Annotated in this window: 16 protein-coding genes; 6 read left to right on the top strand and 10 right to left on the bottom strand. The window is 29.8% G+C overall.

All coding sequences use genetic code 11. The features are described 5' to 3' along the window. Nucleotides 1–91: 91 nt before the first annotated feature. The 4 genes from GUI12_00290 to GUI12_00275 form a co-directional block, all read right to left on the bottom strand. The gene (locus tag GUI12_00290; protein ID UAT42606.1) at nt 92–1,105 is read right to left on the bottom strand and encodes a uroporphyrinogen decarboxylase; all 1,014 of its coding nucleotides are present in this window, start codon (nt 1,103–1,105) and stop codon (nt 92–94) included. Nucleotides 1,106–1,455: 350 nt separating this feature from the next. Further along, entirely contained in the window at nt 1,456–2,571 is a 1,116-nt protein-coding gene (dapE, locus tag GUI12_00285) for a succinyl-diaminopimelate desuccinylase (GenBank protein ID UAT42605.1), read from the bottom strand. Beyond that, a complete protein-coding gene (locus GUI12_00280; GenBank protein UAT42604.1) occupies nt 2,568–3,245 on the bottom strand; it encodes a hypothetical protein in 678 nt (225 codons plus the stop codon). Before GUI12_00280 ends, dapE begins: the two co-directional genes overlap by 4 nt. After that, nucleotides 3,232–4,125: a sulfite exporter TauE/SafE family protein gene (locus GUI12_00275; GenBank protein ID UAT42603.1), complete on the bottom strand. Its 894-nt coding sequence runs from the start codon at nt 4,123–4,125 to the stop codon at nt 3,232–3,234. Before GUI12_00275 ends, GUI12_00280 begins: the two co-directional genes overlap by 14 nt. A gap of 67 nt (nt 4,126–4,192) precedes the next feature. Here GUI12_00275 and GUI12_00270 point away from each other — a divergent pair, with 67 nt between their 5' ends. Both GUI12_00270 and alaS read left to right on the top strand, forming a co-directional pair. After that, a complete protein-coding gene (locus tag GUI12_00270) occupies nt 4,193–4,966 on the top strand; it encodes a hypothetical protein (GenBank protein UAT42602.1) in 774 nt (257 codons plus the stop codon). A gap of 61 nt (nt 4,967–5,027) precedes the next feature. After that, nucleotides 5,028–7,646 carry an alanine--tRNA ligase gene (gene alaS, locus GUI12_00265; GenBank protein UAT42601.1) on the top strand — a complete coding sequence of 873 codons (2,619 nt, stop codon included), beginning with the start codon at nt 5,028–5,030 and terminating at the stop codon, nt 7,644–7,646. On the opposite strand, the gene GUI12_00260 is transcribed toward alaS, so the two are convergent. Next, entirely contained in the window at nt 7,612–8,982 is a 1,371-nt protein-coding gene (locus tag GUI12_00260) for a UDP-N-acetylmuramoyl-tripeptide--D-alanyl-D-alanine ligase (GenBank protein UAT42600.1), read from the bottom strand. The genes alaS and GUI12_00260 overlap by 35 nt on opposite strands. Before the next feature lie 309 nt (nt 8,983–9,291). Between GUI12_00260 and GUI12_00255 the strand changes: the two genes are divergently transcribed. From GUI12_00255 to GUI12_00245, 3 genes are read left to right on the top strand one after another with little or no spacing between them, the layout of a single operon-like run. Beyond that, complete coding sequence (locus GUI12_00255; protein ID UAT42599.1) at nt 9,292–10,092, top strand: response regulator transcription factor; 801 nt, start codon at nt 9,292–9,294, stop codon at nt 10,090–10,092. 44 nt (nt 10,093–10,136) lie between these two features. Further along, entirely contained in the window at nt 10,137–12,119 is a 1,983-nt protein-coding gene (hflB, locus tag GUI12_00250) for an ATP-dependent zinc metalloprotease FtsH (protein UAT42598.1), read from the top strand. Between the two features lie 53 nt (nt 12,120–12,172). Beyond that, the gene (locus GUI12_00245; protein ID UAT42597.1) at nt 12,173–13,486 is read left to right on the top strand and encodes a dihydroorotase; all 1,314 of its coding nucleotides are present in this window, start codon (nt 12,173–12,175) and stop codon (nt 13,484–13,486) included. 4 nt (nt 13,487–13,490) lie between these two features. Here the strand turns inward: GUI12_00245 and rnhA are convergent, their stop codons facing one another. The 3 genes from rnhA to GUI12_00230 form a co-directional block, all read right to left on the bottom strand. Next, nucleotides 13,491–13,940 (bottom strand): ribonuclease HI, encoded by a 450-nt coding sequence (gene rnhA / locus GUI12_00240; GenBank protein UAT42596.1) that lies wholly within the window; start codon nt 13,938–13,940, stop codon nt 13,491–13,493. Between the two features lie 42 nt (nt 13,941–13,982). After that, a complete protein-coding gene (gene truA / locus GUI12_00235; GenBank protein ID UAT42595.1) occupies nt 13,983–14,714 on the bottom strand; it encodes a tRNA pseudouridine(38-40) synthase TruA in 732 nt (243 codons plus the stop codon). Nucleotides 14,715–14,818: 104 nt separating this feature from the next. After that, nucleotides 14,819–15,049, bottom strand: coding sequence for a hypothetical protein (locus tag GUI12_00230; protein UAT42594.1), 231 nt, complete (start codon nt 15,047–15,049; stop codon nt 14,819–14,821). Nucleotides 15,050–15,191: 142 nt separating this feature from the next. On the opposite strand from GUI12_00230, the gene dusB reads away from it, so the two are divergent. Next, the gene (dusB, locus tag GUI12_00225) at nt 15,192–16,217 is read left to right on the top strand and encodes a tRNA dihydrouridine synthase DusB (protein ID UAT42593.1); all 1,026 of its coding nucleotides are present in this window, start codon (nt 15,192–15,194) and stop codon (nt 16,215–16,217) included. A gap of 20 nt (nt 16,218–16,237) precedes the next feature. Here the strand turns inward: dusB and GUI12_00220 are convergent, their stop codons facing one another. Both GUI12_00220 and GUI12_00215 read right to left on the bottom strand, forming a co-directional pair. Further along, nucleotides 16,238–16,774 carry an ankyrin repeat domain-containing protein gene (locus tag GUI12_00220; protein ID UAT42592.1) on the bottom strand — a complete coding sequence of 179 codons (537 nt, stop codon included), beginning with the start codon at nt 16,772–16,774 and terminating at the stop codon, nt 16,238–16,240. Nucleotides 16,775–16,980: 206 nt separating this feature from the next. Continuing rightward, on the bottom strand, nt 16,981–17,658 hold the full coding sequence (locus GUI12_00215) for a hypothetical protein (protein ID UAT42591.1): 678 nt from the start codon (nt 17,656–17,658) through the stop codon (nt 16,981–16,983). Between the last annotated feature and the right edge of the window lie 53 nt (nt 17,659–17,711).

Below are 17,711 nucleotides of genomic sequence, written 5' to 3'. Positions count from 1 at the left end.
TCTATAAGAAAATTCACCAATATACAAGCGATATTAAAAAAGAAAAGGGCAAGTATGATAGTATAAAAAAATTCCATATTATACATTTTTTTTATAAGTATCCTCTTATTTTAGTTAATAATCTACTAACATTATCTATAGGAGTATCTTTTAAAATACCGTGTCCCAGATTAAAGATAAAAGGGCTTCTACCATATAGAATATCAATTATATATTCTGTTGATTTTAGAGCATTATCTATGTCATAGCAAAGTAAATAAGGATCTAAATTACCTTGTATAGCAACAATTCCTTCTATATTATCTTTTATCCACTTAGGAGATACAGAATAATCAAAGCCTACACAATCTACGCCACTTAACTTTGCATAATCAATATAGTTTGTTCCTGCATCTTTTGGAAATCCTATTACTTTACAATTTAAACTACTAACAATTTTTTTTGTAGGTTTTATAACAAAAGAATAGAAATCTTCACTGGATAAACAACCTGAAAGGCTATCAAACAATTGTACTAAATTAACACCAGCTTTGATTTGTTCTTGTAGATACATTATTGTTACATCAGTAATAATATCCAAAATTTTTTCAAATTCTTTTCTTTTTTTACTAGCAAAATGTTTTATTTTAGAAAATTTTGAACTACCAAAACCTTCTATCATATAATACGCCACTGTCCATGGAGAGCCTGCAAAACCTATCAAAGATTTCTCATTATCAAGTTTTTTCCTCGTCAAAGATATAGCATCTATTGTATGTTTCAAGTTCATCAAATCACTTGGATGATTTTTTATATCTTCTACAGATTGTATAGTTGTTACTGTAGGATTATTCTTGTTTTCAAAATTTATGTTACATCCTAGATATTTAGGTATAACCAATATATCAGAAAATATAATTGCAGCATCAAAATTGAATCTTTCAATAGGTTGCATTGTTATTTCATGTGCTAGATTAGCATTTTCACATAAATTGAAAAATTTACACCCGTTATTTTGATATAGTTCTCTATACTCTGGTAGATATCTTCCTGCTTGTCGCATAATCCAGCAATATAGCTTTTTTGATTCAAAATTAATTGCTCTTTCTAAATAAGTTTTTTTCATGAATAAATAATATTTCTTATTTATATAAATAAATCTTTATTATTATTATTTATTATCACTGTTGAAAACAAGTTATCAATAAATTATCCACATTATAAACATTGTTGATAAAATATGTTGATAAAATATAATACATGTGATTTTTTCAGATTTTACCATTTGTTTTTCATTTTTAAATTGTTATCAAAATAAAAAATACTATGTGTAAAATAAATATTATTAACATATAAGAAAAATAATACTTACATGTTATTAAAATTGTGGATTATGTTGAATAAATAAAAAAAAAACGTTTTATCGTAATATATGAACATTTTTTTTAACATTATATAAACAATGTTTAGAGGGAGTTATATCGATTCGATTATATTAGAATAGATGTCTATTAAATCTTCTAAATCTTTTATTTTGCAATTTTCATCTATTTTATGTGCGCTTTCGTTATGTAGTCCTATTTCTATTACTGGAGCATAATTTTTAATAAATCTAGCATCTGATGTGCCGCCATTATTTATTATTTTGACATCTCTTTGAGTGGTTTTTTTTATGCAATTTTTTATTAATTCTATAGTTTCTTTTTTTATTTTTGAAACAAAGGGCTCAGAACGTACTTCTATGTTATATTCCAATTTCATTTTATCAGATATTGATAATATAATTTCTTCTATTTTTTTTACTATATAGGAGCTTTTATTTACATTATTGAACCTTATATTGGAAATAATATCTATTGTCTCGGGAATTATATTTTCTATATTTGTATTGCTTTTTATTCCTACTATTTCACAATTTGAAGGTTCAAAAAAATCGTTTCCATCGTCTATTTTATATTTCTTTATTTTGGATATCAGTTCATCTAGCACATTTACAGGGTTTATACATTTTTTCTGGTATGCAACGTGTCCTGCCTTTCCTATTATGCGTATTTTAAATGTTATAGATCCTCTTCTACCTGTTTTTATTACATCGCCCAGATAATTTTCGCTAGTTGGTTCACCTACCAAGCATAGATCTATAATCTTTTTTTTCTCTTTTAACCATTCTATTACTATGGGCATACCATTTTTACTGTTAGTTTCTTCATCAGAGGTCAAGATAATGCTGATGGTTTTATCTTTTATATTAGTTTTTTTTACTGCTTCTAAAAAACAAAAGATAGAACCTTTCATATCAACAACACCTCTTCCGTAACATATATTTTTCTCAATATGCAAAAGAAATGGATTTTTATTTTTCCATTTATTCTGATCTATTGGGTCAACAACATCCATATGTCCTGCAAAACATAGATTTTTACTTTTACCTTCGTTGATAACACAATATAGATTCTTGAAATTATTCTTTTCTATAACTGTTACCTTAAAATTCATGTTTTCTAAGATAGGTATTAAATTTAAAATGCTATCTGAGCTGTCAGGGGATAAAGTTTTTAGATCTATTAAATATTTTAGGAGATCTACGTTCATTTCTTTTTTCGCAAACTAAATAAAAAAGCTAAGGAAACAGCAGTAAAAATACATAATACATAGTAAATTGATGGGTAATCTTTACTTAATAAGAGGATTTTTTTTGTTAATAACTCATCTTTGACTTCAAATAATATTTTTTCTTCTTTTATAATTTCTTCTTTATCAGAAATATAATATATTTCTATTTCATATGTTCCACTTCTTATTTTAGAACCTAATATATCTTTTTCACATTCTTCAACATTGATCTTTTTTATATTATAGTGTCCTTTCTTTACTTTATTTTTTATAAAGAAAGATTCATATTCATTCCTTGATTTAAATTCATCGTAAAATTTTTTTAATTTTGCCTTTTCTTTTAAATCAAATGAAAAATTCTTATTGCTGTATATCTTCAGATAGTTGAACTTTTTTACATCGTGAGTCGATATTTTTTTATTGAAAAGTATTCCTTCGGTTTTTTTAACTGTTCTGTTTTCTTTTGTATCGTGAAGAATTAAAATGAAATCTAAATCATTTTTCTCTTTTATTTTTTTTAATATATCCTCTCTTTTTGATAAATTGGAGCTAAAAATACTTTTTTCTAGAATTACTTTTCCTTCTGCAGATGCAATTGAGGATAAAAACAAGTTAAATACGAATATAGTTGCCAATATTTTATATAATTTCATACTTAATTTGGTTTAATAAAAATGAGTCAAATAAAAAATTTATGAAAACTATAATAGTTATTATTGATAAAGATAGCTTTAAATATTTTGGAGATATTTTTATTTCTATTGTTGAACCAATTAAAACTCCTGTAACAGAACCTAACATAAGAAAAAAAGATAGAATTATATCTACTGTATGCAACAAATAACAGTGCAATAATACTACAAAAGATTGTATAAAAAGAGACTGAAAACTGGACGTCCCTATTGCGTTTTTTATATTCATATTTAATCCATATGCTAAAAATGGTATTAAAATTAAAGCTCCTCCTATTCCTGTCACAGATATAACAAAACCTGTTATCAATCCTATTAATATTATTCCAACTACACTATTTTCATTCTTACTGAACTTGAAGGTTTTTTTTATAGGAAAGCTGTTGATCATTTTATATAAAGCGTTATTTTTGTTTTTTTTAAACCCCCTTATTTCTAGGATGCTATCTTTTAGCATTATCAATCCAGAAAAGCATAATATAAATACATAAACTAATTTTATAAAATCAGATAAAAAATCGTGCTTAGCAAATGTAAATATCAATCCTGTTCCTATCATTGAACCCAAAATAGAGCCAATTAAAACATTGCATCCAACTTCGTATATGATCCTTTTTTCTCTTCTATTTCTTATATATGATGAAGTAAAACTACAAACAAGAGAAAGCATGGAGCTACTGATAGCAAACATTGGTTCTATATCTTTTATCATCATTATTGGGATTATTATAAAATTTCCACCTATACCAAATATTATTGTCATTAATCCTTGTATAAGACCAAGAAGAAGTATTTCTAATGGATTGGCAGTAAAATTAGATATTGGAAAATTAATTAGCATATATTTATTTAGTATTTTAAAATATTACGGATGTTATATTTGTCTTTTTTATAAATCATTTTGTTTAATGATAAGAGAAGTTATTTCTAATGTTACCGAAGGAATAGGAAAAGAAAAGCTAATATACATATTCAAAAGAACTTACTCTTTTGAAAAATTCAGGATTTTTTTAAATTTTATACTTACTCTTTGTCAGATAAAAAGGATCAATATAGTTTTATCTGATTTTAAAAAAATTGATGACTATTTAGGGTTGTGCCATACTTTTGAACACTACCAAATACCAGAAAAGGGCAATTTTACAAATCAACTTGTAAGGGTGAAAGATATATTTACTAAGAAAAGTGTAGTTTATATAAAGAGTATAACTTCTCATGTTGTTATGCATGAACTTGCTCATGCTGTAGAAAAACAATTGCGTGTTCCAATAGAAGATGATTTTTTTCAAGCAATTATGAGTGATTTACAATCTTCTAATATTACAAATATTATTCTAAAAAATAAATTGAAAGGCCTCATGATAGATGAATTAAAGAACTACAAAAAAAAAGACTTTATCTCAGAATTATTTGCTAGATATTTTGAAATATATGCATCATCCAAAGAAATATCTAATGAGAGTTCTATTCCAATATTAGAATTGGATAAAATTTTCCTCAAAACAAATTTTTGGGTTAAAAATAATCTTCTTCCAGCGTTAGATGTATTTTGCTCAGATGATATAAAAAGCTATTCTAGAAGTATTCCTTTTGCCGAATTAAAGGCAAAGTGGATAGATAAAAGTAAATCTTCTAGATCTAATTTGAAGTGGTCAGAAAAAAATAAATCTATATTTGATTAAAAAATATAAAAATGTTAAAAAATATTTTAATATTTGTCTATTTCATTTCGCTCTAGAAATAATGCAAAATTTGTTATCTGAAGCAATAAGGAAAAAATTTGAAGATTTTTTTTCTAAGAAAAATCATAAAATTTTAAAATCTTCTCCATTAGTATTACTAGATGACCCTTCCATACTCTTTGTGAATGCTGGCATGGTTCCCTTAAAAGATTATTTTATCTTCGGGAGAAAAGATGCTTCAAAAAATCTGTGTTCTGTTCAAAAATGTCTTAGAGCTGGAGGAAAACATAACGATCTGGAAAATGTAGGTTTTTCAAAAAGACACCATACGTTCTTTGAAATGCTCGGAAATTTCAGTTTTGGAGGATACTTTAAAGAAGAAGCTATTTGCTATGCATGGGATTTTATAACTAAAGAACTAAATATTGACCCTCAAAGGCTTTATATAACCTATCATTCCAGTGATAAAGAAACTTCCAAACTCTGGAGAAAAATTTCAGGATTAAAAGAAGATAGAATAATTGCTGTTTCAACTAACGATAATTTTTGGCAAATGGGAAATACAGGACCTTGTGGACCATGCACAGAGATATTTTATGATCATCAAAATGATGAGAGTATACAATTTTTAAAAGACTCTAGAAGTGATGACAGGTTTGTTGAGATATGGAATATTGTTTTTATGCAATATAATCTTACGGAAGATGGTAAAAGAGAAAATATAAAGACTCCTTGTATAGATACGGGCATGGGATTAGAGAGAATAGCAGCCGTTTTACAAGGCACAGACGATAATTTTGAGACTGATCTATTTAAAGATATAAAGGATTATTTTGAAGATATTACATCTTGTAAGTATAACAATCAGGTTAAAAATATTGTTGCAGATCATTTACGTTCTTCATGTTTTCTGATTTCAGAGGGGATTTATCCGTCTGGGAAATCAAGAGGATATATATTGAGAAAGATAATAAGAAGGGCTGTTAGTAATTATTACATAAATGGTATAAAAGAACCAATTTTATATAAAATGGTAGATTTTTTCGTAAAAAAGATATCTTCAAGGTATCCAGAGCTAGAAGATCAAAAAGAAAATATAAAAAAAGTTTTAAAAGCAGAAGAGACATTATTCCTTGCTACTATGGGGAGATCAATGCAGTTTATAATGGAAATTATTGACAAAGAAAAAAAAAGATATCCTAATATTTCTTCTACAACAGAGGATAGAGCTGTTGATGATATAGATGGCAATTCTTCGACTCCTTTCTTTCCATCTGCTGCGGCATTTAATCTTTATGATACACACGGTATGCCATTTGAAGTAATAAAAGAAACAATACATAATTTTGGATTTTCTGTAAGTGAGAAAGAATTTCTTGAAGAAATGGAAAAACAAAAAGAAAGAGGTCGTAAGTCTTGGAAAAAAATTAGCCACGATAATTCTTTTTATGAAGATATATCAGAATTACAAACAAAATTTATAGGATATATTAGTCTTGATACTAAAACAGAAATTTTAAATATAAGAAAAAAAGAAGATGATTTGTTTGAAGTTGTTTTAAAAGAAACCCCATTTTATCCTGAATCTGGTGGACAAGAAAGTGATACAGGAACTATTTCATGTATTGATGATAGTTGTGATTTAATGCATGTTCTTTATTCAAAAAAAATAAATGATGTAATTTTGATTACTTGTAAATTAGAAAGAGGTGTTTTTAAAGAGGGACAAAAAGTTTTTGCAAAAGTTGATTATTCTAGAAGAAGGGGGCTTTGTAATGCTCATTCTGCTACTCATTTATTACACTATTTTATTAGAGAGCTTTTTGGTAAACATATAACACAGAAAGGTTCTTTGGTATCTAATAATAAATTTAGATTCGATTTTAATTTTGAGCGCCCCTTTACAAGAAAAGAATTAACAGAAATAGAACATTTGATAAATAACACAATCAGTCAAAATATTACTTCCAAAACTCAAACTATGTCTACAGAAGAAGCTGTAAAAAGTGGAGCGATGTCTATTTTTGGGGAAAAATATCAAGAAGAATCAAGAGTTGTTTCTATAGGAGATTCCGTTGAATTATGTGGAGGTATGCATGTTTATAACACTTCTGAAATAGGTGTTTTAAAAATAACAGATGAGAGGTCTATTTCTAGTGGAATTCGCAGAATAGAAGCTGTAACAGGGTTGGGTGTTATTAGTTATTTTGATACTAAAATAGAAACTCTTGATGAAAAATTATCCGATGAAGAAAAAAAGAGACTACAACTTCTTGCAGATCTTGATAAATTAAAAAATGAACTGATTAAAATAAAGCTAGATAATATTTCCTTAGAGCCCTTCTTTATATCTCAAAAATTCAAATTTGTCATAAATAGTCTAGATTATATAGAGCATTCTAAAATACGAAATTTTGTTACTAATTTTTCTAGAGATAAGAAAGATAGCGTTCTTATTTTTGTTAGTAGTAGCAACAATAAAAAAATAGTTATAATCTGTTGTGGAGATGATGCTGCTAAAATTTTTAAAGCATCAGAGATAATAAAGTTTATAACATCAAAATATTCAACAGGAGGTGGGGGTAGCGATAAAATAGCTCAGACATCTAATATAAGTATTGATGAAAATTCTTTAAAAGATGATATTAAATTTTATTTAGAAAATCATCAGATTTCATAAACTCTACAATATTAAATAATTTTTCTGAATTAGATCCCTTGATTGCTATAAAATCGCCTTCTTTCACTATTTTATGGATGTCCTCTTGTAGATTACTTTTATCCTTAAAGATAATCTTTTCCTTGAAAACATTATTTTTCAGGTGGTTGGAACATTTACCAACCAATATCACAATATCCAGCTCTTTTATTTTTTCGTATATCTTTTGATATATTATTTCTTCGTGGCCTTCTATTTCTGATATTGAACCCAATATAAAAACTTTTCTATAATTTTTTTGGCAATTTTTAATTTTATCTATAAAAAGAAGAACAGACTCTAGCGACGAATTATATGATCCATCAAGAATTTTGATGTTTTTTTGTTTTATCTCAAAAAGTTCATTTCTTCCCTTCACGGGGGAAAAATTATTGATTATTTTTTCTATATAATAATTTTTAAAATCTTTTACAGTATTAGATATTATGGCAAAAGCAATTGCTGAGCTTAGATCTTTTCCTTTATCTGTTTTTTTTATCTTTATTGTATTTCCGTTGTTTTTATTATTTATGATTGTTAAATCATCTTCATAAGATATTGAGAAATCTGCTTCTTTGCTAAATCCAAATGAAATGATATTTTTTATATTGTTGTTTTTTGCCTCTTGTAGTAAAAAATCATAGAAATTGCAATCTCTGTTTATTATCACAAAACCATCTTTTTTTGTATTTTTTATTATAGAGGACTTTTCTTTTGCAATATTTTCTATTGATCCAAATTTTCCAATATGTGCATGTCCTATTGCTGTTATTACAGAAATGAAAGGATTTGTTATCTTTGAAAGTTGATATATTTCTCCTGGGTTGTTTGTTCCTATTTCTGTTATTAAAAATTTTGCATTATTATCACAGTTTAAAAGTGTTAAAGGAACACCGATATCATTATTAAAACTACTTTCTGCGCAACTTGTTGTGAAAAATTTCTCTAAAATACAAAATATTAAATCTTTGGTTGTTGTTTTCCCTATACTACCTGTGATAGATATAACTGTTGGTTTTAAAGAGCGCATATTTAGTAGTGCAAGCTTTTTTATGGCGTCTAATGAATCATTGACCAGTATTATTGGTATATCGTAGTGCTTATGGTCAAAATGATCAGTTAAGACAGCACCAGCACCTTGTTTAATTGCTTTTTGTATGAAGTCAAAACCGTGTCTTTTCATGCCTTTGATACATATAAAGATATCGCCACGTTTTATTAGGTCTGTATTGTGTCGAAATAAATAATTTTTTTCGCACAAATTGCCATATACATTGCAATTTAAAACTTTTTGTATGTTTATTATTTTTATTATCACAATTAAAATATCAAATTTGTATTATCGAATGGTACTTTTATCACAAAAAGTGTATACAAATAAACCTTGTATGGTATTTTACCAGTTTTTTTCGCTGTTTGGTTTTTTTGAGTAATATCTTTTTTACTTTTATATAGAAGAATTGCGTTTTATTAACTTTTTTACAATATGTTATTAAAGGTTTTTTGCTTCTTTTTTAATTAGATTATTTTGTCCACAGTTCAAATTTGGTATTTAGAATAATTTGATTTTTTACATTATTCTATTTTTAATAGTATATTTCATTTTTTTAATATTTAGGAGGTTTATATGCGTATTTTGGCCGTAGATGATGATAAAAATATCACATCGATGATTCAAAGTGTCATAATTAAAGCTGGTTATGTGTGTGATGTTGCGCATTCAGGACAAGAAGCTCTTGAAATTATAAAGTCTAATAGTGGGGACTATAGACATGATTTAATAGTTCTTGACAGAATGTTAAATGATATGGATGGTCTTGACGTAGTTTTAATGCTCAGACATTCAAAAATAGCAGTCCCTGTTATATTTTTCTCTGCACTTTCTTCTGTTGATAATAGAATTAGGGCTTTGGAATTTGGAGCAGATGACTTTATAGCTAAGAGTGAGTTAAATAAAGGGGAATTTTTAGCAAGAATTAGAGCTGTCTTAAGAAGATCTTTCAGGCATAATTTTTCCAAATTCAAAATAGGAAATATGGTGTTAGATTTTCATCTTCAGGTTTGTAAAATGCATGGAAAAACTGTACCATTAACCAATAAGGAATATTCTATGCTTGAGCTTCTATGTATGCATGGGCCAGGAGCAATAGTTTCGAAAGAAAAGTTTATTAGTCATCTATATTCTAATAATGAGCCTTCTGAACCAAAGATCATAGATGTATTTGCATGTAAGCTTCGAAATAAATTGGCTTCTTATAACAAAGATGGTGTTAGTTACATAGAGACTATATGGGGTAGAGGTTACACTCTAAATGAAAATTTCTTCCCTGTTAAGAGTGATAAGAAAGAAGTAACAAAAGGCAATTCAGAAGATAAAGGTAAATCTTCAGAAGATTTTGTAACTTCAAATGACAAGATAGAAAGCTAAGATAATAGAAATTTCTTACAATATTTTTCTATTTTGGGTTTTTTATGAGAAAATTTTTTGAGAATTTTTTTGTATGGCTGAGCATAATAGTCTTTGTTGCTTTTATTTATGATCAACTTTCTTCTGATGGGTCATTAGGTAAAGTAGAAAAGCTTGCTTTCTCTCAGTTTTTGGATAAATTAGATTCTGGTCATGTTACCAGCGTTACTATAAGGGCTGGACAGCTTTACGTAATAGAAGGTCAATTTAGAGACGGGACCCTCTTTAGAACTCAAACTGTCATATACAACGGATTAATAGAGAAATTAGAAAAAAATGGCGTTGTATTTGAATTTATAACCGGAGAAACTGTTATGGGTTTCTTGTTTAGTATGGTTATTTCTTGGTTGCCAATGCTTATCATAATTGGTGTTTGGCTATTCTTCATGAAGCAAATGAATAGCAGTGGTAATAAAGCTATGTCATTTACCAATTCCAAGGCCAAAATGGTGGATGGTAAAAAAAGAAGAGTTCTCTTTAAAGATGTTGCAGGAATAGAAGAAGCAAAAGAAGAATTATCAGAAATCGTCGATTTCCTTAAAGATCCTATGAAATTTAGAAAATTAGGAGGGAAAATACCAAAAGGTTGTTTGCTTATAGGTCCACCTGGGACAGGAAAAACTCTTTTAGCCAAAGCTGTGGCTGGCGAAGCATCTGTTCCATATTTATTAACGGCAGGATCTGAGTTTGTCGAGATGTTTGTTGGTGTGGGTGCAAGCAGAATAAGACAGACATTTAATATGGCAAAGAAAAATGCTCCGTGTGTTATTTTTATTGATGAGATAGATGCGGTAGGACGTCATCGTGGCGCAGGTATAGGCGGCGGAAATGATGAAAGAGAGCAAACTCTTAATCAGTTGTTAGTAGAGATGGATGGTTTTGAATCTAACGAGGGAATTATAATTCTTGCAGCTACCAATAGACCAGATGTTTTAGATCACGCGTTATTACGACCAGGAAGATTTGACAGGCAGGTAGATATATCTTTGCCTGATATACAAGGAAGAGAGAAAATACTTAACGTTCATTTAAAGAAGATTTTGTCAGCTCCAGATGTTGATAGTAGCATCGTGGCTAGGGGTACACCTGGTTTTTCTGGAGCAGATTTAGCTAATTTAGTTAATGAATCTGCTTTAATTGCAGCACGCAGAGACAAAAGATTTGTCACAATGGAAGACTTTGAATATGCAAGAGATAAAGTAATGATGGGTCTTGAAAGAAGATCTTTAATTATGAAAGAAGAAGAGAAAAAATTAACAGCATATCATGAAGCAGGTCATGCGCTTGTATCAATACAAAACAAAGCTTCCGACCCTATTCATAAAGCAACTATTATCCCAAGAGGAAGGGCTTTAGGTTTGGTTATGCGTTTACCAGAGACAGATAGAGTTTCTATAACGAAGGAAAAAATGATAGCTGATATAGAAGTTGCTCTTGGTGGTAGAATCTCAGAAGAGATAGTATTTGGTGAGAACAAAATAACTAGTGGAGCATCATCAGATATCCAGCAGTTGACAAAAATAGCAAGAGCTATGGTCATGGATTATGGTATGAGTGATAAGGTTGGCTTACAACACTATTCTAGCCGAGAAAATGAAAATAAATTGATCTCTTTAGAGAAGATGAATTTAATAGATAGTGAGATTGAAATCATTATATCTGATGCTAGAGATAGGGTAAGGAAAATATTAGAAAGCAATAGAAAAGAGTTGGATAAACTAGCTAATGCTCTATTAAAATATGAGACTTTAACGGGAGATCAAATACAGGATGTTTTAGCTGGGAAGGAAATTAAAATCTCTAATGACGAAAATAAAGAAAAGGTTGTGAAGAAGTCGTCCTTTTTAGATGAAAATGACCTAGAGTATAAATCGGATAGTAAAAAAGCAGATACAGATACAGGAGAAAAGGAGGAAAAAGGAGATGATGTTGAAAAATCTGTGACTAAAAAACGCAAAACAGTCAGGAAAAAAAAGAAAGATGAATAGCTTTTTTTATTTATTCCTCTTTTTTGTTTTTTTGTAATATTATTTTTTTCTTTATGAGTTGTTTTGATTTTTTGCTCTCTGGTCAAGATTCAGATAAGGTTGTGCTGTATTTCAATGCTAGAGTTGTGGACCCTTATTCTAAGTCTGATTTCTTTGGATATGTGCTCACAAGGGGTGGTTTGATAGAAAAAATAGGTGTTGATTATAAAGGCATAAAATATGATGAATCTGTAGATTGTCAAACAAAATTGTTGATTCCTGGTGTTATAGATATACACGTTCATTTAAGAGAGCCTGGTCAAGAGAAAAAAGAGACAATAGAAACTGGTACAAAATCCGCAGCGGCTGGAGGAGTGACAACAGTTGTTTGTCAACCAAATACAGAACCTAAAATATCTAATTTAGAGGTAGTAGAGTGTATTCAGAAAATTGCAAAGGAAAGGGCATATGTCAATGTTCTTATGTACGCTACTATTACCAAGGATGGGAATTTAGTTAACGATATACTAGAATTATATAAATCTGGAGTAGTTGGTTTTACCGATGATGGTTTGCCTGTTATGAATTCCTTGGCAATGCGTGATGCATTCGTTTTAGCTTCAGAGCTTAATGTGCCAATAGCACAACATGCAGAAGATTTATACCTTTCTAACGATGGGTGTATAAATGAAGGTGATGTATCCAAAAAATTAAATGTTAAAGGTATTCCAGAGGAATCAGAATCTGCTATGGTGGCAAGAGACTTGGTTCTAATGGCTAATACAAAGGCTAAATATCATGTTTTACATGTTTCTTCGAAGCAAACGGTTGATTTAGTACGTAAAGCAAAAAATATTGGCAGAAACGTTACCTGTGAAGTTACACCACACCATTTTACATTAAACGATAGCGCTATATTAGATTTTAAATCGCTGGCTAAAATAAACCCTCCTTTGAGAGATGAATATTCTAGGCTGTCTTTAGTAGATGGGCTAAAAGATGGAACAATAGATGTTATCGCTTCTGATCATGCCCCTCATGAAGATGAAACAAAGAATAAATCAATAGAGGAATCCCCTTTTGGAATGATTGGCTTGGAAACAATATTACCACTTTCTTTGGAATTGTATCACAACGGAACTATGGATTTATATTCTGTTTTAGCTAAACTTACTTGTAATCCTGCTGATGTAATCAACATTAAATCTGGAAGGATAGAAAAAGGTTTCTCAGCGGATCTAGTTATATTAGATCTTGATAAAGAATACGAAATTGATGTACAGAAATTCTCTAGTAAATCAAAGAATTCACCTTTTAATGGTAGAAAGGTAAGGGGGAAAGTCATTAGAACGGTTGTTAAGGGCAAGACAGTTTATAAAGAAGTATAAAGCTTTACTCCACGGATTCTGTACCTTTTCGTGCTAATTCATCTGCTAAGTTATTTCCTTCATCTGTTCCGTGACCTTTTATCCATATCCAATCTATATCTAATGTACTAATTGATGAATCAAGTTGTTGCCACAAATCCTGATTCTTTACAGGTTTCTTATTATATGTTTTCCAATTATTTTTTTTCCAATTTTGTATCCATAAAGTTATTCCTTGTTGAACGTATTTACTATCTGTATAAATAGCTATTTTTTTTATCTTTTTATCTTTTATTTTTTTTATGGACATCAATACAGCGGTGATTTCCATTCTATTGTTGGTAGTTGTTTTTTCTCCACCAAAAAAACATTCTCTTTCTTTTGTTCTTGTGTTTTCCAGAACACAACCCCAGCCACCTTTTCCAGGATTACCAGAACAAGAGCCATCCGTGTATATTAATAGATCATACTTCATTATCGATTTTTTTATCCAGCGTTACTAAGATATCATTTTAGTTCAATATAGTATTTTCTCCAAATATAAACCATGGGCAGGTGCTATTCCGTTATATAAGCTTCTATCCTTTGCTTTAAATATTTTATCGATATCCACTTCTCTACCAATGGCTCTATCAACTAAAACAGCAACAATAATTCTTATTTGATGTTGCAGAAAAGATTTTGCTTTAAATCTTATTTCTATAAAATCTCCATTTCTTTCACATTTTATGGAGTTTATAGCTCTTAAAGTTCTATTGGATTGGCAACTTCTTCCTCTAAAAGAGGTAAAATCATGATACCCAATGAATTTTTTTATACTGTTCTCGATTTTATTTATATCTATTGATTTTTTTATGTGCCATGCTTTGTTTTTAAATAAAACAGGCTTGGCTATTCTATTTAATATTTTATACAAGTATGTTTTCTCTTTTGCATCTTTTCTGGCATTAAAGTCAGAAGAAACAATATCTGCTTTTTTTATACATATCATTTCATCAGACAGATGAAAATTAATCCCATTAGCGACAGAATCAATGCTACGTTCTAAATCACAGACAAAACATGCTACTTGTTCTATAGCATGAACTCCAGCATCTGTTCTGCTGCACGATAAAACCTCTACCTTTTTTTGAGAATATTTAAATATTGCGCGTTCTATAGAACCTTGGATATTTCTTTCTTTCGGCTGTTTTTGCCAGCCACGATAATAAGAACCATCATATTCTATAAATAAGCGATATTTTGTCACAAAAAAAGAAAACTCAGAAGAAAGTACAATTATTACAATACTTCTTCTGAGGTACAACTCCTTATAGAATTAAGATAAGGAGTTTAATAAATAAAATAGACAGACTAGCTTTGTTTTAACGGTAATTTCTTATGCAAGTCTTTTTTAGCGTCAGTTGCTGCATTATTTACTGCGTCTTCAGAATCAGAAATAGAGTCATCGTTTTGATCATCTGTCAATAAAGTGTCTTGATAACTTTCTTCTTTAGCAGTAGCAACTGATGCTTGACCATTTGTTATATCAGTAGATTCAACGACATTCTCAGTTATTGTTTCTAAAGTTATGTTTTCTAACATTTTCTTCCCTCGTTTTGAAAAATAAAAAAAAGCACACCTTATTTTGCAGAGATATTACCGTCTTTTGGCCGGTAAAAAACAAAGTGAGCAACTGATCATTGTATCTTCTTCTTCTGTTTTTTGCAATTTTTGTTCACATACTATGAGTAATATTTTACAATTAAAAATCTATATTTATTGGAAATCTATCTCTTCTGTGTATAAAAAGATATCTCTTGGTAGTAATTTATTAATACCCAATGTTGTATTAGCGCCTATGTCTGGTGTTACTGATAAACCATTTAGAAAAATGGTTAGTAAAATAGGATCGGGTCTTGTTGTTTCTGAGATGATAGCAAGCAGAGCTGTTTTGCTAAAATTAAAAGAAACTTTAAAAAAATCAGAGAACAGTGAAGGCGAATTAACTTCTGTTCAAATTGCTGGCTTTGAAAGTGATGTTATGGCAGAGGCAGCAAAGATTCATGTTGATCACGGTGCAAAAATAATTGATTTAAATTTTGGATGTCCTGTTAAAAAAGTTGTGAATGGTTATGCGGGATCTCATTTGATGCGCGATGAAAAAAGAGCTTTTGAAATAATTGAGAGCGTTGTAAAGGCTGTTGATGTGCCTGTGACTCTAAAAATGAGAATGGGTTGGGATAATAGCAATCTTAATGCTCCTAAAATAGCAAAATTTGCTAGCGAAGTCGGTATAAAAATGATAACAATTCATGGCCGAACAAGATGTCAAATGTATAAAGGTAAGGCAGATTGGTCCTTTGTAAAGAAAGTAAAAGAGGCAAGCAAAGTGCCTGTGATAGTCAATGGCGATATTAAAACTTTTGAATGTGTGAAAGAAGCAATGGAGCTTTCAAGCGCTGATGGAGTTATGATCGGGAGAGGAGTATACGGGAAGCCTTGGTTTATAAAGCAAGTCATGAGCTATATGCAGGGTGGTTCAGGAGATTATTCTGTGAGTAGAAAAGAGAAGTTTGATTTAATCAGAGAGCATTATACAGAGATGTTATCTTTTTATGGTTCTGTGGTGGGTGTGCGTATGGCAAGAAAACATCTTGGATGGTACAGTCGTTTTATGTACGATGCTACGTCTTTTCGCCAAAAAGTCTTAAGTGAATCTGATCCAAAAATAATTTTACAAGAAATTGAAAGATTCTTTGTTTTTGAGTAAATTATAACAGATTTGATGTATTAAGAAGCTATTTCTAGTATTCTTACTATATCATTTCTTCCAGAAAATAATGCTAATTCTAAGGGATCTTCTCCAAAGCCGTTTTTCATTTTTATATTTGCTCCCTTTGTTATCAAATAGCGCACTGATCGCTTCTTTTGCGATTTAATTGCAAAAGTTAAGGGTGTTTCATTACTATCAATTTCTATAAAATTTACATGCTTTATTATTTTTAAAAGACCGCTCAACCTTCCTATATTTTGTGCTTTAACATTAACTAAGAACATTTTTTTCATATCATCTATATACATCGCTGGAGGTAGATAATCATTGTCAGGGTTCTTATATTCCTTTTTGCTTATAGAAGAAGGTAATATAATCTTAGGGACAGTTTCAAATTTATCTGGTTTTTTTGGCTCTAATAACCACTCTTCGACCGAAAAATCAATATTTTCATCTTTTGTGTTGATAGCCTCTCGCTTTTTTTGTTTTCTTTGATTTTGTTGTATTTTATCAGGTTCAGGAAAAGATTTTTGAGTTGGTTCTAGAGATTTCACATTAGCTATTGAAGAGCTAGTGTCATATTGTTTTGTATCAACAGATGCAAATATTTTATCAAAATCTTCATTTTCTTCGTGTTCTTCTGGTATTTCTGGAACAACAGGTATGCCATCAGACGACAGCTTAATATCTTCATAAACATTATTATCGCTGTTGCCTTTAGGAATTTCTTCTGCGTAAACCTCAGTGTTATTTTCTCCTGCTACGGTTTTTTTTTCTGGGAATTATTAGGTGGTACTTTAGCAGGTAATGGAGTAGGCTGAACCTGTGGCTTAGTCATATCTGGTGTATTTGATCCAGGAGAAGCAGCAGGATTACTTGTTGCCGGATTATTTGTAGCAGCAGGATTACTCGTTGCCGGATTATTTGTAGCAGCAGTAGTATTTCTAGGATCTATAGGATCATTTATCATTTCGTAATCTTGTTTTTGTATACCTGTATTATCTTGAGGTGCGCTTGGCATGTTACTTTGAGTAGGGTTGTTTTGTTCAGGAGGCATAGGATCCAAACCAGGTTGCTGATTTGCCGGTACAGCAGGGTTATTATTAGCAGGTACATTTTGAGGAAGAGTAGTATTTGTAGTAGATTGATCTGTACTTCCCTGACCCATTGTTTGATTAGACGTATCTCTCATCATTTGTTCTTCTTGTGGAGCGGCAGGATTTTTGTTGTTTTCGCTAGGCATTTTATTTGCATTCACATTTTCATTTCCTTCCGCTTTCTTTGAAACAGATGGAGTGGAGAATTTTAGAGATATAGCATTTATATCACTGAGATTAAAAATCAAATATGCAGATCCTAAAGCAATACAACTATATAGGAACTTCCTAGATTTCTTTTTCTCATCTATGCTTCTTGTTCCTTTTATAAAATTTTTCATACTAAAATCACGAATAAAAATAACAGCCTAATAAAGCCATAAATCAAGATAAT

The organism is Anaplasmataceae bacterium AB001_6 (assembly GCA_020002265.1).
Classification (GTDB): Bacteria; Pseudomonadota; Alphaproteobacteria; order Rickettsiales; family Anaplasmataceae; genus AB001-6.
This window is presented reverse-complemented; position numbering and strand designations above follow the sequence as displayed.